Source organism: Streptomyces sp. AB3(2024) (assembly GCF_041862025.1).
Lineage (GTDB): Bacteria > Actinomycetota > Actinomycetes > Streptomycetales > Streptomycetaceae > Streptomyces.
In genome coordinates this window covers 18,338-35,192 of the sequence record NZ_JBGWAB010000022.1, presented here as the reverse complement: position 1 = coordinate 35,192, position 16,855 = coordinate 18,338, and the positions used below count along the sequence as shown (strand labels likewise).

Annotated in this window: 14 protein-coding genes and 1 riboswitch; of the genes, 5 read left to right on the top strand and 9 right to left on the bottom strand. The window is 75.0% G+C overall.

Annotation, left to right across the window (positions count from 1 at the left end):
- Positions 1–12 precede the first annotated feature (12 nt).
- Both ACEPPI_RS12425 and ACEPPI_RS12420 read left to right on the top strand, forming a co-directional pair.
- Positions 13–1,107, top strand: coding sequence for an amidohydrolase family protein (locus ACEPPI_RS12425; RefSeq protein ID WP_373915282.1), 1,095 nt, complete (start codon positions 13–15; stop codon positions 1,105–1,107).
- A gap of 346 nt (positions 1,108–1,453) precedes the next feature.
- Positions 1,454–2,371 (top strand): SCO1860 family LAETG-anchored protein, encoded by a 918-nt coding sequence (locus tag ACEPPI_RS12420; RefSeq protein WP_373915281.1) that lies wholly within the window; start codon positions 1,454–1,456, stop codon positions 2,369–2,371.
- Between the two features lie 65 nt (positions 2,372–2,436).
- Here ACEPPI_RS12420 and cobC read toward each other — a convergent pair whose 3' ends face one another.
- Positions 2,437–3,858: an Rv2231c family pyridoxal phosphate-dependent protein CobC gene (gene cobC / locus ACEPPI_RS12415; protein ID WP_373915280.1), complete on the bottom strand. Its 1,422-nt coding sequence runs from the start codon at positions 3,856–3,858 to the stop codon at positions 2,437–2,439.
- Positions 3,859–3,968: 110 nt separating this feature from the next.
- On the opposite strand from cobC, the gene ACEPPI_RS12410 reads away from it, so the two are divergent.
- Positions 3,969–4,694, top strand: a complete 726-nt coding sequence (locus ACEPPI_RS12410; RefSeq protein ID WP_356214039.1) for a ZIP family metal transporter — start codon at positions 3,969–3,971, stop codon at positions 4,692–4,694.
- 13 nt (positions 4,695–4,707) lie between these two features.
- Here ACEPPI_RS12410 and ACEPPI_RS12405 read toward each other — a convergent pair whose 3' ends face one another.
- The 7 genes from ACEPPI_RS12405 to ACEPPI_RS12375 all read right to left on the bottom strand — a co-directional run bounded on the left by ACEPPI_RS12405 (position 4,708) and on the right by ACEPPI_RS12375 (position 13,399).
- On the bottom strand, positions 4,708–6,159 hold the full coding sequence (locus ACEPPI_RS12405) for a cobyrinate a,c-diamide synthase (RefSeq protein WP_373915318.1): 1,452 nt from the start codon (positions 6,157–6,159) through the stop codon (positions 4,708–4,710).
- 5 nt (positions 6,160–6,164) lie between these two features.
- The gene (gene cobO / locus ACEPPI_RS12400) at positions 6,165–6,764 is read right to left on the bottom strand and encodes a cob(I)yrinic acid a,c-diamide adenosyltransferase (protein ID WP_030233409.1); all 600 of its coding nucleotides are present in this window, start codon (positions 6,762–6,764) and stop codon (positions 6,165–6,167) included.
- Positions 6,764–8,890, bottom strand: coding sequence for a putative cobaltochelatase (locus tag ACEPPI_RS12395; RefSeq protein ID WP_373915279.1), 2,127 nt, complete (start codon positions 8,888–8,890; stop codon positions 6,764–6,766). Before ACEPPI_RS12395 ends, cobO begins: the two co-directional genes overlap by 1 nt.
- A gap of 169 nt (positions 8,891–9,059) precedes the next feature.
- On the bottom strand, positions 9,060–10,580 hold the full coding sequence (locus ACEPPI_RS12390; protein WP_373915278.1) for a cobyric acid synthase: 1,521 nt from the start codon (positions 10,578–10,580) through the stop codon (positions 9,060–9,062).
- A complete protein-coding gene (locus ACEPPI_RS12385) occupies positions 10,577–11,560 on the bottom strand; it encodes a cobalamin biosynthesis protein (RefSeq protein ID WP_373915277.1) in 984 nt (327 codons plus the stop codon). Before ACEPPI_RS12385 ends, ACEPPI_RS12390 begins: the two co-directional genes overlap by 4 nt.
- 58 nt (positions 11,561–11,618) lie before the next feature.
- Positions 11,619–11,707, bottom strand: a riboswitch (cobalamin riboswitch).
- Positions 11,708–11,868: 161 nt separating this feature from the next.
- A complete protein-coding gene (locus ACEPPI_RS12380) occupies positions 11,869–12,090 on the bottom strand; it encodes a hypothetical protein (protein WP_266838362.1) in 222 nt (73 codons plus the stop codon).
- Between the two features lie 28 nt (positions 12,091–12,118).
- Positions 12,119–13,399: an anion permease gene (locus ACEPPI_RS12375; protein ID WP_373915276.1), complete on the bottom strand. Its 1,281-nt coding sequence runs from the start codon at positions 13,397–13,399 to the stop codon at positions 12,119–12,121.
- Between the two features lie 321 nt (positions 13,400–13,720).
- On the opposite strand from ACEPPI_RS12375, the gene ACEPPI_RS12370 reads away from it, so the two are divergent.
- Together ACEPPI_RS12370 and ACEPPI_RS12365 are read left to right on the top strand one after the other, a co-directional pair.
- Complete coding sequence (locus tag ACEPPI_RS12370) at positions 13,721–14,851, top strand: alpha/beta hydrolase family protein (RefSeq protein ID WP_373915275.1); 1,131 nt, start codon at positions 13,721–13,723, stop codon at positions 14,849–14,851.
- Between the two features lie 132 nt (positions 14,852–14,983).
- Positions 14,984–16,399, top strand: coding sequence for a hypothetical protein (locus ACEPPI_RS12365; RefSeq protein ID WP_373915274.1), 1,416 nt, complete (start codon positions 14,984–14,986; stop codon positions 16,397–16,399).
- A 23-nt stretch (positions 16,400–16,422) separates the two neighbouring features.
- On the opposite strand, the gene ACEPPI_RS12360 is transcribed toward ACEPPI_RS12365, so the two are convergent.
- The gene (locus tag ACEPPI_RS12360) at positions 16,423–16,818 is read right to left on the bottom strand and encodes a VOC family protein (RefSeq protein ID WP_373915273.1); all 396 of its coding nucleotides are present in this window, start codon (positions 16,816–16,818) and stop codon (positions 16,423–16,425) included.
- Positions 16,819–16,855: the final 37 nt, after the last annotated feature.

Here is a 16,855-nt window from a genome sequence, read left to right as displayed (position 1 = left end):
TAGGGTGCCGACATGAGTGATCAGAGCGGTGTGCTCCATGTGAAGGGACGGGTCCTGGTCGGGCCCCACGAGGTGCGCGACGAGCTGTGGATCGTCGGCGGCCGGATCTCCTGGGAGCGGCCGCGCGCCGCCGGCGAGATCACCACCGTCACCGGCTGGGCCCTGCCCGGTCTGGTCGACGCGCACTGTCACGTGGGCCTGGACGCCCACGGTCCGGTCGACGCGGCGACCGCCGAGGAACAGGCCCTGACCGACCGGGACGCGGGCACCCTCCTGATCCGCGACGCCGGTTCCCCTTCCGACACGCGCTGGATCGACGACCGCGCCGACCTTCCGAAGATCATCCGCGCGGGCCGGCACATCGCCCGGACCCGCCGCTACATCCGCAACTACGCCCACGAGATCGAGCCCGCCGACCTGGTCGAGTACGTCGGCCGCGAGGCGCTGCGCGGGGACGGCTGGGTGAAGCTGGTCGGCGACTGGATCGACCGCGACGCCGGTGACCTGACGGCCTGCTGGCCGCGCGCCGAGGTGGAGGCCGCCATCGCCGAGGCGCACCGGCTCGGCGCCCGGGTCACGGCGCACTGCTTCGCCGAGGACTCGCTGCGCGACCTCGTCGAGGCGGGCATCGACTGCGTGGAGCACGCCACGGGCCTCACCGAGGACACCATCCCGCTGTTCGCGGAGCGCGGCGTGGCGATCGTGCCGACCCTGGTGAACATCGCGACCTTCCCGAAGCTGGCGGCGGGCGGCGAGACGAAGTTCCCCCGCTGGTCGGCGCACATGCGCAGGCTCCACGAGCGGCGCTACGACACGGTGCGGGCGGCCTGGGACGCGGGCGTGCCCGTGTACGTCGGCACCGACGCGGGGGGTTCCCTGCCGCACGGCCTGGTCGCCGCCGAGGTCGCGGAGCTCGTCAAGGCCGGGATCCCGGCCCTGGACGCCCTCTCGGCCACGGCCTGGGCGGCCCGCGAGTGGCTCGGGCGGCCCGGCCTGACCGAAGGGGCCCCGGCCGACCTCGTGGTGTACGCGTCCGACCCGCGGGCCGACGTGCGGGCCCTGGCCCGGCCGGAGCGGGTGATCGTGAACGGCGAGGTCCGCGCCTAGTGCTGTGACCCGGTGAACCCTTCCGGTCACAGCACTGGCCTCCGCGCCCGGACCCTGGCGGACGCTTGTTGACGGGGCGTGACATCCACGCCCCGTCGGTCGTTCACTACGCCAGACCCGCAGTCCTGCGGCCGTGGTGGTGGGGCTGGAGGGAACGTGCGTGCCGAACCGGGCGCCACAAATCGAATACGTGCATGGAAACCACCCGTTGGGGTGAACTCGCGCCAGGTGCCTGCCCGTTCACTCACAGTGCGTAAAGATTTCGAGCGTCGAAGCCGTCGGCGCGCGCAATGTCCCCCATTGGCGCCGCCGCGACGGCTCCCATCTCCCTGGGGGTTCCACCATCTTGAACAGCAACACCTTCCGCCTGCCCGCGGCCGTTCTGCTCGCCACGGGGGCGGTGGCCCTCATCTCCGCACCGCCCGCCCTCGCCAAGGACGGCCCCGGCGGCGGTGCGGGTGCGGGCAGCTCCGGCGCCGTCGTCCTGCGGGCCGGACTGGACGTCGGCCTGCTCAACAAGGCCGTGCACGTACCGCTGAAGGCCACCCTCAACGAGGTCAGCGCCCCCGCCGCCGCCGAGAAGACCGCCCTGACCGTCACCCTCGACGGAGCCGAACAGGGGCAGCCGGTGAGTGTCCTGAAGGCGGAGGTCGCCACCGCCAAGGCCACCGCCGACCAGAGCCGCGCCCAGGCGGAGGCGAACCTCGCCCACGCCAAGGTGCACGTCCCCGGACTGCCGGCGCTCTCCCTCATCGAGGTGGAGAAGGTCACCTCCAAGGCCGTCTGCGAGGCGGGCAGGAAGCCGGTCGCGAGCTCGAACGTCCTCGGTTCCGTCACCGCGCTCGGCAAGAAGATCACCCTGACGGCGGGCGGCCCCACCAAGGTCGAGGTCCCGGGCGTCGGCCTCGTCAGCCTGGAACTCTCCGGAACGCAGACCACCTCCACCACCGCCGCCGCGTCCGCGCTCCGGCTGAAGGTGTCCGTGAACCCGCTGAACCTGAACGTGGCCGAGGTCGACGGCGAGGTCGTGCTCGCCGAGGCGCACTGCACCGCCCCCGAGGGCTCCGCCCCCTCGACGGGCCCGTCGGCGAAGCCCGACATCAAGGCGCAGGCCGCCACCGGATCGGGAACGGCCGTCACCCACGCCGACCTCGCCGAGACCGGAGCCGCTTCCGTGACCCCGTACGTCGCGGGCGGCGCGCTGCTCCTCCTCGGCATCGGCGCGGGCGCGCTCGTGGTGACCCGGCGCGGCAGGGCCTCGTAGCGTTCGCGGCCGCGCCGCCCGGCGGGCGGCGCGCTCCCCGGGCCCGGCCGGCCGCGCCCCCGGTGTTACCGGGCGGCCAGCGTCAGGGCGTGGTCCAGGGCCTGGAGGAGGCGGCCCGTCGTCGCGCGGTCCCGGACCGCCAGGCGCAACCAGGAGGAGTCCAGGCCGGGGAAGGTGTCGCCGCGGCGGACCGCGAAGCCGAGGGCGCGCAGCCGGGTGCGGACCTCCGCCGCCCCCGCCACCCGGATCAGCACGAACGGTCCCTCCGCGACCCCGGCCACCGAGATCTCCTCGAACTCCGCGAGCCCGGCCAGCAGGTGCGCCCGGTCCACCGCGATCCGCCGGGCCGCCTCCTCCGCCTCGGCCAGCGCCGCCGGAGCCACACAGGCCTCGGCCGCCACCAGCGCCGGCGTCGACACCGGCCACAGCGGCTGCGCGGCCGCCAGCTTCGCGATCACCTCCGGCTCCGCCAGCACGTAGCCGATCCGCAGCCCGGCCAGCCCCCACGTCTTGGTGAGGCTCCGGAGCACCACCAGCCCCGGTACGTCCATCCGCCCCGCCAGGGCCTCCCGTTCGCCCGGGACGGCGTCCATGAAGGCCTCGTCCACCACGAGGGTCCGTCCCGGCCGGGCCAGCGCCGCCAGCGTCGCGGCCGGGTGCAGCACGGAGGTGGGGTTGGTGGGGTTCCCGACGACCACCAGGTCGGCGTCCTGCGGCACCGCCGCCGGGTCCAGCCGGAACCCGTCCGCCGCGCGCAGCACCACCCGTTCCACCCGGTGCCCGGCGTCCCGCAGGGCCGCCTCCGGTTCGGTGAACTGTGGGTGCACCACCACCGGCCGCACGGCACCCAGGGCCCGCGCGATCAGGACGAACGCCTCCGCCGCCCCCGCCGTCAGCAGCACCCGCTCCACCGGCAGCCCGTGCCGGGCCGCCACCGCCGTCCGCGCCGCCCGGCCGTCCGGGTACGCGGCCAGGGAGCCGAGGCTGTCCGCGATCCGGAGCCTGAGCCACTCCGGCGGCGTGTCCGCCCGTACGTTGACCGCCAGGTCCACCAGCGCGCCGCCCGCGTCCACCACCTCCGCGTCCCCGTGGTGGCGCAGGTCGTGCTCCTGCACGGTGGCCACCGCGCAGGTCGCCGCCACCGACCGGCGCTTGGGCACCAGGAGCTCCCCGCCGCCCGCCAGCGCCGCCGCCTCCGCCACCGACGCCGTCCCGGCGGCCTCGCGCACGGCCCCGGAGGGATGCGGTACGGAGATCCGCGCGAGCTCCTCGGCGGGATAGCCGACCAGCGGCACACCGAAACGTTCCGCCGCCCCGGCGATCCCCGCCTCCAGGGTCTTGGACTCCACCGTGGCCAGCGCCGTCACCGCCCCCGTGGACAGCCCGGCGCCCCGCAGCGTCTCCTCGACGAGCGCGCAGACCTCCTCCACGGAGACCCCCGCCCGTCCGCCGACCCCGACCACCAGCTTGGTCACGTACTCGCCCACCGGGGTCCTCCCCTCCGTAGTCACTTGCGTCTGTCTGTCGTCAACACGGTGTCGCCCGCCACCCGCGCGCGGAAGTGCGCACCCGGCCGACAGTCGGTATTCAGGGGCACATGGCGGTGATCGTGGCGTTGGGCGCGTTCCTGATGACGCTGGCGGGCGGATGGACGGCGCAACGCGTCACCGACCGCCGCCACCTCGTGCTGGGCCTGGCCGGCGGGCTGATGCTCGGCGTGGTGGGCCTCGACCTGCTCCCGGAGGCGATGCACGCCGCCGGCGACGAGGTCTTCGGCGTCCCGCTCGCCCTGCTGCTCTTCGTGGGCGGGTTCCTCGTCGCCCACGTGGTGGAGCGGGTACTGGCGGTCCGCCAGGCGTCGCACGGCGCCGAGAACGGCGGCCGGGTCCCCCAGGTCGGGCTCACGGCCGCCGCGGCCATGGTCGGCCACAGCCTCGCCGACGGGGTCGCGCTGGGCGCCGCCTTCCAGGTCGGCGGGGGGATGGGCCTCGCCGTGGCCCTGGCCGTCCTCACCCACGACTTCGCCGACGGCTTCAACACGTACACCCTCACGACCCTCTACGGGAACGACCGCGGCAAGGCCCTGAAGATGCTCTTCGCGGACGCGGTGGCACCGGTCGTGGGCGCCGCGTCCACTCTGCTGTTCACCCTTCCGGAGGAACCCCTCGGGGCCTACCTCGGTTTCTTCGGAGGTGTCCTGCTGTACCTGGCGGCGGCCGAGATCCTGCCCGAGGCGCACCACGAACACCCCGCCCTGTCCACCTTGATGTGCACGCTGGGCGGAGTGGCCGGGATCTGGCTCGTGGTCGGCGTCGCGGACTGACCTCACCCGGGGATCACCCGCCGTCCCGGGCGCCCCCGACGGCCCCGGACTCCGCGGCTGCCCGAGCCGCCGCCGTGAAGCGGGCGGCCACGGAGGGCCGCGCCGCCCAGTGGGTGTGCAGGTAGCTGGCGTGCACCCCGCCCCGCACGAAGCCCTCGACCCGCCGCTCCGGATGCGTGAACCCCCAGGCCGGCGTGGTGCCCGCGCCCGGCTCGATCACCGTCCGGTGGAACTCGTGGCCGCGCAGCCGGGTCCCGTTGGCGGCGAGCGAGCTGTCCGCCACCGCCACCGCCTCCCGGTACCCGAGCGTGAGCCGCTCCGACATCCGCGCGTCGGCGTCGAGCACCCCGCACATCGGCTTCCCGTCCAGCGAACCGGCCAGGTAGAGCAGCCCGGCGCACTCGGCCGCCACCGGCCCGCCGGCCTCCGCGAAGGCCGCCACGGCCGCCCGCAGCGGCTCGTTCGCGGACAGCTCGGGCGCGTACACCTCGGGGAACCCGCCCCCGATCACCAGGCCGGACGTCCCGTCCGGCAGCGCCTCGTCCCGCAGCGGGTCGAAGGCGACCACCTCCGCCCCGGCGGCCGTGAGCAGCTCCGCGTGCTCGGCGTAGGAGAAGGTGAAGGCGGGCCCGCCGGCGACGGCCACCACCGGTCGCGGCCCGGCCCCGGCCGGCGCGGGGGACACGGAGGACACGGGGGACACCCCGTCCGGGGACCCCCCGGCCGTCCCGGCCAGTGCCTCCCGAGGCGACCACACCGCGCAGTCCAGCGGGGGCGCCGTACGGGCCAGCGCCAGCAGGGCCTCCAGGTCGCAGCCCGCCCGCACCTGCTCGGCCAGGGCCGCCACGGAGGCCAGCGCGTCGGCCCGCCGCTCCGCCACCGGGACCAGCCCCAGGTGCCGCGACGGGGTCGCCACCTGAGGGGCCCGCCGCAGCACGCCGAGGACCGGCATCCCGGCCTCCTCCAGCGCCTCGCGCAGCATGACCTCGTGCCGGTCGGAGCCCACCTTGTTCAGGATCACCCCGCCGAGCCGCACCTGAGGGTCGAAGGAGGCGAAGCCGTGCACCAGCGCCGCCACCGACCGCGACTGCGAGGAGGCGTCCACCACGAGCACCACCGGCGCCCGCAGCAGCTTCGCGACCTGCGCCGTGGAGGCCAGCTCGCCCCGCCCCGCAGCCCCGTCGTAGAGCCCCATCACGCCCTCGACCACGGCGAGGTCGCACCCGGCGGAGCCGTGCGCGAACAGCGGCGCGACCAGTTCCGGACCGCACATGAAGGCGTCCAGGTTGCGGCCGGGCCGGCCCGTGGCGAGCGCGTGGTAGCCGGGGTCTATGTAGTCGGGCCCGGCCTTGTGCGGGGACACGGCGAGGCCGCGCTCCGCGAACGCCGCCATCAGGCCCGTCGCCACGGTGGTCTTGCCGCTCCCTGAGGACGGCGCGGCGATCACCAGCCGGGGCACGTTCACGGACGTCACCACTCGATGCCCTTCTGGCCCTTCTGGCCCGCGTCCATCGGGTGCTTGACCTTGGTCATCTCCGTGACCAGGTCCGCGAACTCCAGCAGCTCCTGCGGTGCGTTGCGGCCCGTGATGACCACGTGCTGGGTGCCGGGACGGTCCCGCAGCACCTCGATGACCTCGTTCACGTCGATCCAGCCCCAGTGCATCGGGTACGCGAACTCGTCGAGCACGTAGAGACGGTGCGTCTCGGCGGCCAGGTCGCGCTTGACCTGCTCCCAGCCCTCCTTCGCCGCCTGCTCGTTGTCGAGCTGCGCGTCGCGCTGGACCCAGGACCAGCCCTCGCCCATCTTGTGCCAGACGACCGGGCCGCCCTCGCCGGAAGCGCCCAGCACCTTCAGCGCGTTCTCCTCGCCGACCTTCCACTTCGCCGACTTGACGAACTGGAACACCCCGATCGACCAGCCCTGGTTCCAGGCGCGCAGCGCCAGCCCGAAGGCGGCCGTCGACTTGCCCTTGCCCGGGCCGGTGTGGACGAAGACGAGCGGACGGTTGCGGCGCTGGCGCGTCGTGAGTCCGTCGTCGGGAACGACGGACGGCTGTCCCTGCGGCATTACGCGGCCCTCCTGGAGACGCTGTTGAGTGACACAGTGTGGGTCACTGCGGTACGTACGTTCTTCACGAGCCCGGCCAGCGAATCGGCCCGCAGCCCGTCGAGGGTCACGGCCGGCGCCCCCAGATCGGCGGCGAGCACCCCGGCCAGTCCCAGCCGGACCGGCCCGGACTCGCAGTCCACGACCACCGAGGCGATCCCCTCGGCGGCCAGCAGCCGGGCGCTGCGGCCCGACAGCTCTCGCGGCGTGTCGCCCGTCCGGCCGCCCGGGACAACGGCCGAGGTGGCCCGCCCGTCGGTCACGACCACGAGCAGCGGGCGCCTCGAAGGGTCCCGCAGCCGTTCGACGCGCAGCACCTCGTGGGCCTTGAGCAGCCCGGCGGCGAGCGGGGTGCGCCCACCGGTCGGCAGCCGTTCCAGACGGACGGCCGCGGCGTCCACCGACGAGGTGGGCGGCAGCGCCAGCTCGGCCCCGGACCCGCGGAAGGTGATCAGGCCGACCTTGTCGCGGCGCTGGTAGGCGTCGAGGAGCAGCGACATGACGGCGCCCTTGACGGCGCTCATCCGCTGCCGGGCGGCCATCGAGCCCGAGGCGTCGACCACGAACAGGACGAGGTTGCCCTCGCGGCCCTCGCGGGTGGCCTGGCGCAGGTCGTCCTTGCGGATGACCAGCCCGCGCCCGTCGCGCCCGCGGGCCTTCTGGTGCGGGGCGGCGGCGTGGACGGTGGCCGCCAGGTGCAGCTTCGTCAGGTGGCCGCGGGGGCGCTGGGAACCGGTGGTGCGGCCGTGGGAGGTACGGGCGCGTGAACGCCGCCCCGCCGCGCCCTCGCCGAGGCCGGGCACGCTGAGCACCTTGGTGCGGAACGGCTCGGTGGCCGCCACGGGGGCCTGCTCGGCGGCGCCGGAGCCCTGGGGGGAGGGCTGCGGGGCGTCCTCGCGGCTGGTGTCGGGGGCGTCCGGGGCGGCCTCGGGGGAGTCCGCGTCCCGGGCGGGGGGCCCGTCGTGCTGCGGGGGGACCCCGCCGCCGTCCCCGTCCGGGCCGCCGTCCCCGTCGCCGCCGTCGTCCGGGCCCTGGGGCTCCGGGTCGGGCTCCGGCTCAGGCTCCTCGTCCGGGAACCCGTCGAGGATCCGGTCCAGCATCTCCTCGTCCAGCCCGGGGGCGTCGAACGGGTTGCGGCGGCGCCGGTGGGGGAGCGCCAGCAGGGCCGCCTGCCGCACGTCCTCCTTGCGCACCGCGGTCCGCCCCGCCCAGGCCGCCAGGGCCGTCGCCGTCCGCGCCATCACGATGTCGGCGCGCATCCCGTCGACCTCGAAGCCGGCGCAGGCGGCCGCGATCTGCAGCAGCGCGGTGTCCCCGAGCGACACCTGCGGCAGCAGCGCGCGGGCGGCCACGACCCGGGCGCGCACCCCGTGCTCCTCGTCGGCCCAGCGGACCGCGAAGGCCGCGGGGTCGTCCTCGTAGGCCAGTCGGCGGCGGACCACCTCGACGCGCTGGGCGGGCTCGCGGGAGGCCGCCACCTCGACCGTCAGCCCGAACCGGTCCAGGAGCTGCGGGCGCAGCTCGCCCTCCTCGGGGTTCATGGTGCCGACGAGCAGGAACCGGGCCGCGTGGCGTACGGAGACGCCCTCGCGCTCCACGTAGGAGGCGCCCATCGCGGCGGCGTCGAGGAGGACGTCCACCAGGTGGTCGTGGAGCAGGTTCACTTCGTCGACGTAGAGGATCCCGCGGTGCGCGTCGGCGAGGAGTCCCGGCTCGAAGGCCTTCACGCCCTCGGCCAGCGCCCGCTCGATGTCGAGGGCGCCGACGAGGCGGTCCTCGGAGGCACCGACGGGCAGCTCCACCATGCGGGCGGGACGGGCCGTGCCCGCGCCCGCCTCGTGCGGCCCGTCCGGGCAGCCCGGGTCCGGAGCGGCGGGGGCGCACGAGAACCGGCAGCCCGGCACGACGTCCACCTGAGGCAGCAGCGCGGACAGTGCGCGGACGGCGGTGGACTTCGCGGTCCCCTTCTCGCCGCGCACGAGCACGCCGCCGACCGCCGGGCTCACGGCGTTGAGGAGCAGCGCCAGCCGCAGGTCGTCCTGACCGACCACCGCGGTGAACGGGAAGTGAGTGGTGCTCGTGCTCATCCGTTGATCACTCCTTCGAGTGGGCTGCGTCCGCTCCATGCCGAGCGGGTGCGGCCCCAGGCCATGCTGGTCATCTGCTCCCCGTGGTGACGGGGATGGCCCGCTCCTCCACGAGTACGTGATCGAACTGCTGCTCTGCTCCCCGCTGCCACGGGGACGTCCCGGCCCCTCACGGGGCGCCCGGCGGGAGGAACGGCAGGCCCGCCGGGGCGCCCCCCTCGATCAGCCGCAGCAGCGCACCGGTGTCGGCGTGCTCGGCGATCAGGTCGCCCAGCAGGTCGAGCTGCTCCTCGCGCAGCGCGCCGAAGGAGGTGTCCGGGGCCGGGACGAACCGGCGCCCCGCGGCCGAGGCCACCTCGCGCAGGAACGCCCGGCGGAAGCCGTCGGACTCCAGCGAGCCGTGCCAGTGGGTGCCCCACACGGCGCCGACCCGGCAGCCGTCGAGGAAGGGGGTGCCGCCGAGGACCTCGGCCACGCCGTGGTGGATCTCGTAGCCCTCGACCGGCTCGCCGAGCGCCGTGCCCACCGGCCGGGCCAGGGTCTTCTCCCGTTCGAAGCGGACGCGGACCGGCAGCAGCCCGAGGCCCGCCACCGCGCCGGCCTTCGACTCGACCTCGTCCTCGATGTGCTCGCCGAGCAGCTGGAAGCCGCCGCAGATGCCCAGCACCGGGCGGCCCTCGGCGGCCCGCCGGGCCAGGGCGTCCGCGAGCCCGCGCTCGCGCAGCCACTCCAGGGCCTTGACGGTGCCGCGCGTGCCCGGCACGACGACCAGGTCCGCGTCGGCCAGTTCCTCGGCCCGGTCCACGAACCGCACCACCACGCCCGGCTCGGCCGCGAGCGCGTCGACGTCGGTGAAGTTCGACATCAGCGGCACCGCGCACACCGCGACCCGCAGCACGTCCTCGCCGACCGGCGGGGCCACGACCGATTCGCGCACCGCGCCCCGCAGGGAGACCCGCAGGCCGTCCTCCTCGTCGATGCCCAGCCCGTGCCGGAACGGCAGCACCCCGTACGTGGCCCGTCCCGTCAGCCCGCGCAGCATCTCCATGCCGGGCTCCAGGAGGGTGACGTCGCCCCGGAACTTGTTGACCACGTAGCCCGCGATCAGCGACTGGTCCTCGGGGGAGAGCAGCGCCGTCGTCCCGAAGAAGGAGGCGAAGACCCCGCCCCGGTCGATGTCACCGACCACGACCACCGGGAAGCGCGCGGCCCGCGCGATGCCCATGTTCACGATGTCGGTCCGGCGCAGGTTGATCTCGGCCGGACTGCCCGCCCCCTCGCAGATCACGGCGTCATACGTGCCCCGCAGCTGCTCCAGGCAGTCCGTGACGATGCCGAGCAGCTGCTCCTGCCGTCCTCCGTGGTAGCCGCGCGCGCTCATCTCGCCCACCGGCTTGCCCAGCAGCACCACCTGGCTGCTGCGGTCGCTGCCGGGCTTGAGCAGGACGGGGTTCATCAGGGCCGTCGGCTCCACCCGCGCGGCCTGCGCCTGCATGGCCTGGGCGCGGCCGATTTCGGCGCCCTCCCGGGTCACGAAGGAGTTGAGGGACATGTTCTGGGCCTTGAACGGGGCCACCTTCACGCCCTGCCGGGCGAGCCAGCGGCAGATGCCCGCCGTGACCACGCTCTTGCCCGCGTCCGAGGTCGTACCGGCGACCAGCAGTCCGCCGCCGCGCCGCGCGCCGCTCATGCGCGTCCCTTCCTTGTCGAGGTGGTACGGGCGCTCCGCAGTGCGCGGGAGGCCAGGGTCCGGCCCGCCACGCAGGCCCCCAGCGCCAGCCAGGTGACCCGCCGCGACAGCCGTACCGCACGGTCGATGTCGGCGACCTCCACCGGCCGCCCGGCGGCTCCGTTGAGCACCGCCCGGTGTTCGACCCGGCCGCCGTAGGACAGGGTCCCGCCGAGGCGGACGCCGAGGGCGCCTGCGAAGGAGGCCTCCACCGGGCCGGCGTTGGGACTCGGATGGGCGGCGGCGTCGGCGCGCCAGGCCCTTACGGCTCCGCGCCGGTCCGGTCCGGCCGCCACGGCGGCGAGGGCGGTCAGCCGGGCCCCGGGCCAGCCGGCCAGGTCGTCGAGCCGGGCGGAGGCCCAGCCGTAGCGCAGGTAGCGGGGAGACCTGTGCCCCACCATCGCGTCGAGGGTGTTGACGGCGCGGAAGGCCAGCAGCCCGGGGATCCCGGCGACGGCGCCCCACACCAGGGCCCCGACGACCGCGTCGGAGGTGTTCTCGGCGACGGACTCCACGACGGCGCGGGCCATCTGCTGCTCGTCCAGCGTGTGCGGGTCCCGCCCGCACAGGTGGGGCAGCCGTTCGCGGGCGACCTCCGCGTCCCCGACGGCGAGCGCCCCGCCGATGGCGCGGGCCTCGCGGCCGAGGGAGGTGCCGCCGACCACGGCCCAGGTGGCCGCGGCGGTCAGGGCGATACGAGCGGCCGCGGGCCGGGAGCGCACGGCGCGGGCGCCCAGCGCGCCGACGGCGGCCGCGCCCCCGGCGCAGACGAGGGTGTGCAGGGCGCCCCGGGCGCGGTCGTCGCGCCACAGGGCGCCCTCGACGGCGGCGGCGGTTCGTCCGAAGGCGGCCACGGGGTGCCCACGGCGCGGATCCCCGAGGATCCGGTCGCCGATCAGGCCCGCCGTGACGCCGTACGCGAAGACGCGGTCGGCACGCATGGTGGCAGGTATGTCCTCACTCAGGGTCCGCGCCCTGGTTCGACGTGTCCGGCGGCGAGAGTTCCTGGCTCCCGGGGTCCCGCACGCGCCGCGTGGGGCCCCGGTGACAGTGGCGGGACCGCGCCGGATTCGCACCGGACTTCCTCTCCATGCCGCCGTGATGGCTCGGGCAGTCCACCACGCCCCGCGAACGCCCGTCAACTCGCTGTTGACCTGCGGTGGGACGGAGGGCGAAGGGGAGGCGGGGACATGCGAAAGCTCCCCCCGGGACAAGTCCGGGGGGAGCCTTCGAGGAGCTTCGGGGACCCTCAGCTGACGATCAGGTAGATCGCGTAGGTGACCGCCGCGGCGCAGAGCGCGAAGCAGGCGTAGGCACCGCTGCGGGCCAGGGTGGCGGCCCCGCCCTGCTCGGTGGCGGCCTCATGCCTGGAGAGGCCCATCAGGCCCAGGGTGAACAGGGCCACGAGGGCGACGGTGGCGGAGAGGCTGACCCCGAAGACGGAGCCGAGTGCTGCCCAGTCGATCTTCATACTGCCGTTTCCTCTGTCGTTCTCGGGGTCAGACCGCGGCGGCCGGAGCCGCGGGGGTCGCCGGGTTCGCCGTCGCGGCCGGGATGGTGGCCTTGAGGTCCTCGTCCGTCACGGCGGCCGTCGTACCCGCGGTCGGCGGGACGGCGACGGCCGCGATGGCGGTGGTGACGACGCCGGGGTGCTCGTCGCCGGCCCCGGTGGAGGCGGCGTCGATCTCGTTGACGTTGGTGTGGTCGACGACCTGGCGGCGGGAGATGACCCAGATGGCGACGCAGGAGGCGACCAGGAAGACCGCGACGGCGGCCACGCCGACGTCACCGGTCCGCATGACCAGCTCGGCGCCGGAGGCCACCAGAGCGGCGGCCGGCAGGGTCAGGCCCCACGCGATGAACATGCGGGTGGCGGTGGACCAGCGGACCACGCCGCCCTTGCGGCCCAGGCCCGCACCCATGACCGCGCCGGAGCAGGCGTGGGTGGTGGAGAGGGAGAAGCCGAGGCTGGAGGAGGCCAGGATGACGCTCGCGGCCGAGGTCTGGGCGGCGAAGCCCTGCTGCGGCTGCAGGTCGGTCAGGCCGCTGCCCATGGTCCGGATGATGCGCCAGCCGCCGATGGAGGTGCCCAGGGCGATGGCCAGACCGGCGGAGACGATGACCCAGACCGGCGGGTTCGAGCCGGGCGCGAGCGCGCCGCCGGCGACGAGGGCCAGGGTGATGATGCCCATGGTCTTCTGCGCGTCGTTGGTGCCGTGCGCGAGGGAGACCAGGCCGGCCGAGGCGATCTGACCGGCGCGGTAGCCCTTGGTGGAGGTCTTCTCGCCGACCTTGCCACCGAGCTTGTACGTGAGCCTGGCGGCCAGCATCGAGGCCACACCGGCCACGATCGGCGCGGCGACAGCGGGGATCAGCACCTTGGTGACGACGACGTCACCGTTGACCGCACCCAGGCCGGCGGAGGCGACCGCGGCACCGATCAGGCCGCCCATCAGGGCGTGCGAGGAGCTGGACGGCAGGCCGACCAGCCAGGTGACCAGGTTCCAGAGGATCGCGCCGACCAGGGCGGCGAAGATCACTTCTGGCTGGATGCCCTCTTCGTTGACCAGGCCCTTGGAGATCGTCTTGGCGACCTCCACGGACATGAACGCGCCGACGAGGTTGAGCACGGCGGACATGGCCACCGCCGTCTTGGGCTTGAGGGCGCCGGTCGAGATGGTGGTGGCCATCGCGTTGGCCGTGTCGTGGAAACCGTTCGTGAAGTCGAACACGAGAGCGGTGATGATCACGATCCCGAGGAGAAGCGTTATGTGCTCCATTTACCCAGGCTTCTGTTTGACGTCAGTGGCTCGGCGACCGTAGGCAACCTGGGTGAACGGAAGATGAACTGACTCGGGACGGATGGTGTCCCGCCCCGGCCCGCGATCGGGCCCTTGGTCCCGATTCTGTCGTAGATATATCGATTGATGCATGTCAGAGCCGGGTGAACGGGCTCCTCCGGACAGGCCTTCCGGCCTGTGCGGCCCCCCTGGTCGGACCGGGAAAGAGAGGTAGATCACTCCGGTTCCATCGCGGCGCGGCCCGCGCGGCCGGGATCCCCTCCGGTGGCCCGCCCGCCCCCGCGCGCCGACACTGGAGCCGTGCGTACCGCCACAGCGACGGCAGCGGCCGTCACCACCACTCTGATCGGTGCCGGAGCGGCCGCCGTCGCGGCCGGCCGGTACGCCGCCGACGCGGCCCTGCGCAACGAGCCCGGCCGCCCCCTGCCCGGCAGCCCCCGGCTCAGCGTCCACTCCGTCGCCGACGGCCGCGTGGTGCTCACCCGCTCCCTGGCCTCCCTGCGCCCGGGGACCTACGGACTGGCCGCCCCCGGGGTGCACGCCGTGGTCGGCCCCGTCCTCGACGAGGGCCCGGCCGCCCCGGACACCGTCGTGCGCCGCCTGATCGCCGTCACCCACGGCAGCCTCGACCCCGGCACCCGCGTCACCCTCACCCCCCAGGTCCACCTGGGCAACCCGCGCACCGCCCTCGGGCTCGACCACGCCGACGTGGACGTCCCCGGGGAGCTGGGTGCCCTCCCCGCCTGGTTCGTGCCCGGGGCCCGGGACACGTGGGTGATCACCGTGCACGGGCTGGGGGCCGGGCGGGAGCACCCGATGGTGGTCATGCCCTTCCTGCGGCGCCAGCGCCTCCCGGTGCTCGACCTCGCCTACCGCGGGGACCTCGGCGCCCCCGCCTCCCCGGACGGCATCGGTCACCTCGGGGAGTCGGAGTGGCGGGACCTGGACGCCGCCATCCGCTACGCCGTGCGCTACGGAGCCCGGCGCGTGGTCCTGCACGGCTGGTCCACCGGGGGCGCCATGGCCCTGCACGCCGTCGAGCGCTCCGCCCTGGCCGGCCGGATCTGCGGAGTCGTGCTCGACTCGCCCGTCCTGGACTGGCACGCCACCCTGCGCGCGCTCGCCGCCGCCCGCCGCACCCCGGCCCCGCTGATCCCGCTCGCGGTCCGGGCGGCCGAGGGCCGCGCGGGACTGCGCGCCGACCGGCGGCCCCCGGGCTCCGACCCCGGCGCCCTGCGCGTCCCCGTCCTGATCTTCCACGGGCCCGACGACACCCTCGCCCCCTGGGAGCCCTCCCGCCGGCTCGCCGCCGCCCGGCCCGACCTCGTCACCCTGCACACCGTCAGGAACGCGGCGCACGGGGCGATGTGGAACGCCGATCCGGCCCGGTACGAGGAGGCGCTGCGCCGCTTCCTCGTACCCCTCATGTGACCCCTATATATGTGAAGGGGCTGTGGCGGAAGAGGCAGGGAGGGGGGATTGCCCCGATTCGTCCAACCGCTGGCCTGTGGAAACGATCGGTTCCGTTTGGGCTTTCGGCCAGTGACGGGCGAGACTGCTTCCGTGACGTCCCGAAAGCCTGATGAGCAGTTGGCTCGCGACTCCAGACTCCGACTCGTCTCCCCGCGCTCCGTCGCCACGGCGCGCAAGGCGGTGACCGACCGGCGAACCCGGACGGCCCCCCGCCCGCCCGCGGGCACCCCCGCAACGGCGGACCTGGCGAACCGGGCCCGCGCCTCCCTCGCCGACGCGGTACGGCTGGCCCGCTGGGCCGAGCTGAACCTCGGAGCGGGCGACGGCGGCCGGCCCGCCCCGACGGGCGCACTGCCCGCCGCCGACGTCGAACGGGCCGCCGCGGAGCTGCGTCTGACGCACGGCCAGATCCGGGTCGGCTGGGACCGTGCCCGCCTCTCGGGCCTCGTCGAGGTGCACGGGGGCCACGCCCGGCCCGGCTGGCGACTGCGCGCCTGGGACCGCGACGACAGCGCGGTGCTGCGCGGCTGGGTCGCCCTCTTCGACGCCTGGTCGCTCGTCCACCCGGCCCCCGCCGACATCGCAGCCTCGGCCGTCGCCGAGGTGGTCGAGGCGATGCCCCAGCTCCTGTCGCTGCTCCAGCTTTCGGCCGGCCCCGTGACCGTCCCGGACCTGCTGGACCTCCTCGGGCAGCGGGTCACCGAACTGCGCGACGAGCGCTGCGAGGTCCCCTGCGGACCCGGGCCCGCTCCCGGCTCCGGCGCCGCTCCGCAGCCCCGGCCGCTCCCGCTCGCCCGACTGCTGCGCTGGGCGCTCGGCGGCCTCGCCGCCGTGGACGCCGTCACCCTCGGACCCGCCCGCGCCACCCTCACCCCGCTGGGGAGCTGGGCCGTCTGGGTCAAGCTGGAGCAGATCTGCGTCGCCGCGCAGAGCCCGGCCGGGAACATCGAGCAGTCCGCCGCCGCCATGCTGCACGGCTGCGCCCGGCTCACACCCGGACCGGCCCGCGCCGAGTACCAGGCCTGGCTCGCCGCCCGGCCCGTGGGCCACGCCGTCAGCGAGCTGCTGCACGCCGCCCGCGGTGAGGACGCCCTGCTGCGCGGCCTGGCCTTCGAGGCCCTGCGCGTGGTCGGCGCACCCGCCGAGCCCGAGGTCCGCTCGGCCGTACGGGAACCCGCGCTGCGCCCCTACGCCCTGCTCTGGCTCGCCGAGCACGACGGGGTGGACCCCGACGAGGCCCAGGACGTCCTGACCCCCGAGGAGTCGACCTGGCTCTGGGTGGACACGGCCGCGGCCATCGCCGACCACGGCGAGGCCGACCTGCTCGCCCGCCACCTCGACTCGGCCGTCCGCACCACCGTGCCCCGGCTCCTGGACGAGGTCCGCGCGGTCGGCCACCCCCGCACGGTGCAGGTGCTGGTCGCCCTCGCGGCCGCCCACCCCGACCCGGCCCTGGCCAAGGCCGTCCGCCGGGCCGCCTTCCAGGTCCACACCGGCGGCGAGTAGCGGCGTGCGTACGCGCCGCGGGCTCAGACCTGCGGCGCGTACGTCCCGAAGCTCCAGACGTTGCCCTCGGCGTCCCGCGCCATGTAGTCCCGCGAGCCGTAGTCCTGGTCGGTGGGCTCCATCAGGATCTCCACCCCGTGCTCCACGGCCCGGCGGTGATGGGCGTCCACGTCGTCGACCACCAGGTAGACCCCCGACGGGCCGGCGCCCTCCATGGCCTTGTCGAACGCGCCGCCGCGCCCCTTGCTGCCCAGCATCACCGCCCCGTTCCCGTACGCCAGCTCCGCGTGCATCACGGCGCCGTCGTCGCCCTCGTACACCGCCACCTGGGTGAATCCGAACGCTTCGGTCAGCTGCCGGATCGCCGCCTTGGCGTCGCGGTAGAGCAGGGTCGGAAAGACGGTCGGAACGCCTGCCATGACGATCACTCCCTCTCAGGAACGTGCGCGTGTGACT

Bases quoted from the DNA above. Each gene is read 5' to 3' on its own strand.
- ACEPPI_RS12425 (WP_373915282.1), top strand. From the start codon at position 13: ATGAGTGATCAGAGCGGTGTGCTCCATGTGAAGGGACGGGTCCTGGTC.
- ACEPPI_RS12410 (WP_356214039.1), top strand. From the start codon at position 3,969: ATGGCGGTGATCGTGGCGTTGGGCGCGTTCCTGATGACGCTGGCGGGC.
- cobO (WP_030233409.1), bottom strand. From the start codon at position 6,764: ATGCCGCAGGGACAGCCGTCCGTCGTTCCCGACGACGGACTCACGACG.
- ACEPPI_RS12395 (WP_373915279.1), bottom strand. From the start codon at position 8,890: ATGAGCACGAGCACCACTCACTTCCCGTTCACCGCGGTGGTCGGTCAG.
- ACEPPI_RS12390 (WP_373915278.1), bottom strand. From the start codon at position 10,580: ATGAGCGGCGCGCGGCGCGGCGGCGGACTGCTGGTCGCCGGTACGACC.
- ACEPPI_RS12385 (WP_373915277.1), bottom strand. From the start codon at position 11,560: ATGCGTGCCGACCGCGTCTTCGCGTACGGCGTCACGGCGGGCCTGATC.
- ACEPPI_RS12380 (WP_266838362.1), bottom strand. From the start codon at position 12,090: ATGAAGATCGACTGGGCAGCACTCGGCTCCGTCTTCGGGGTCAGCCTC.
- ACEPPI_RS12375 (WP_373915276.1), bottom strand. From the start codon at position 13,399: ATGGAGCACATAACGCTTCTCCTCGGGATCGTGATCATCACCGCTCTC.
- ACEPPI_RS12360 (WP_373915273.1), bottom strand. From the start codon at position 16,818: ATGGCAGGCGTTCCGACCGTCTTTCCGACCCTGCTCTACCGCGACGCC.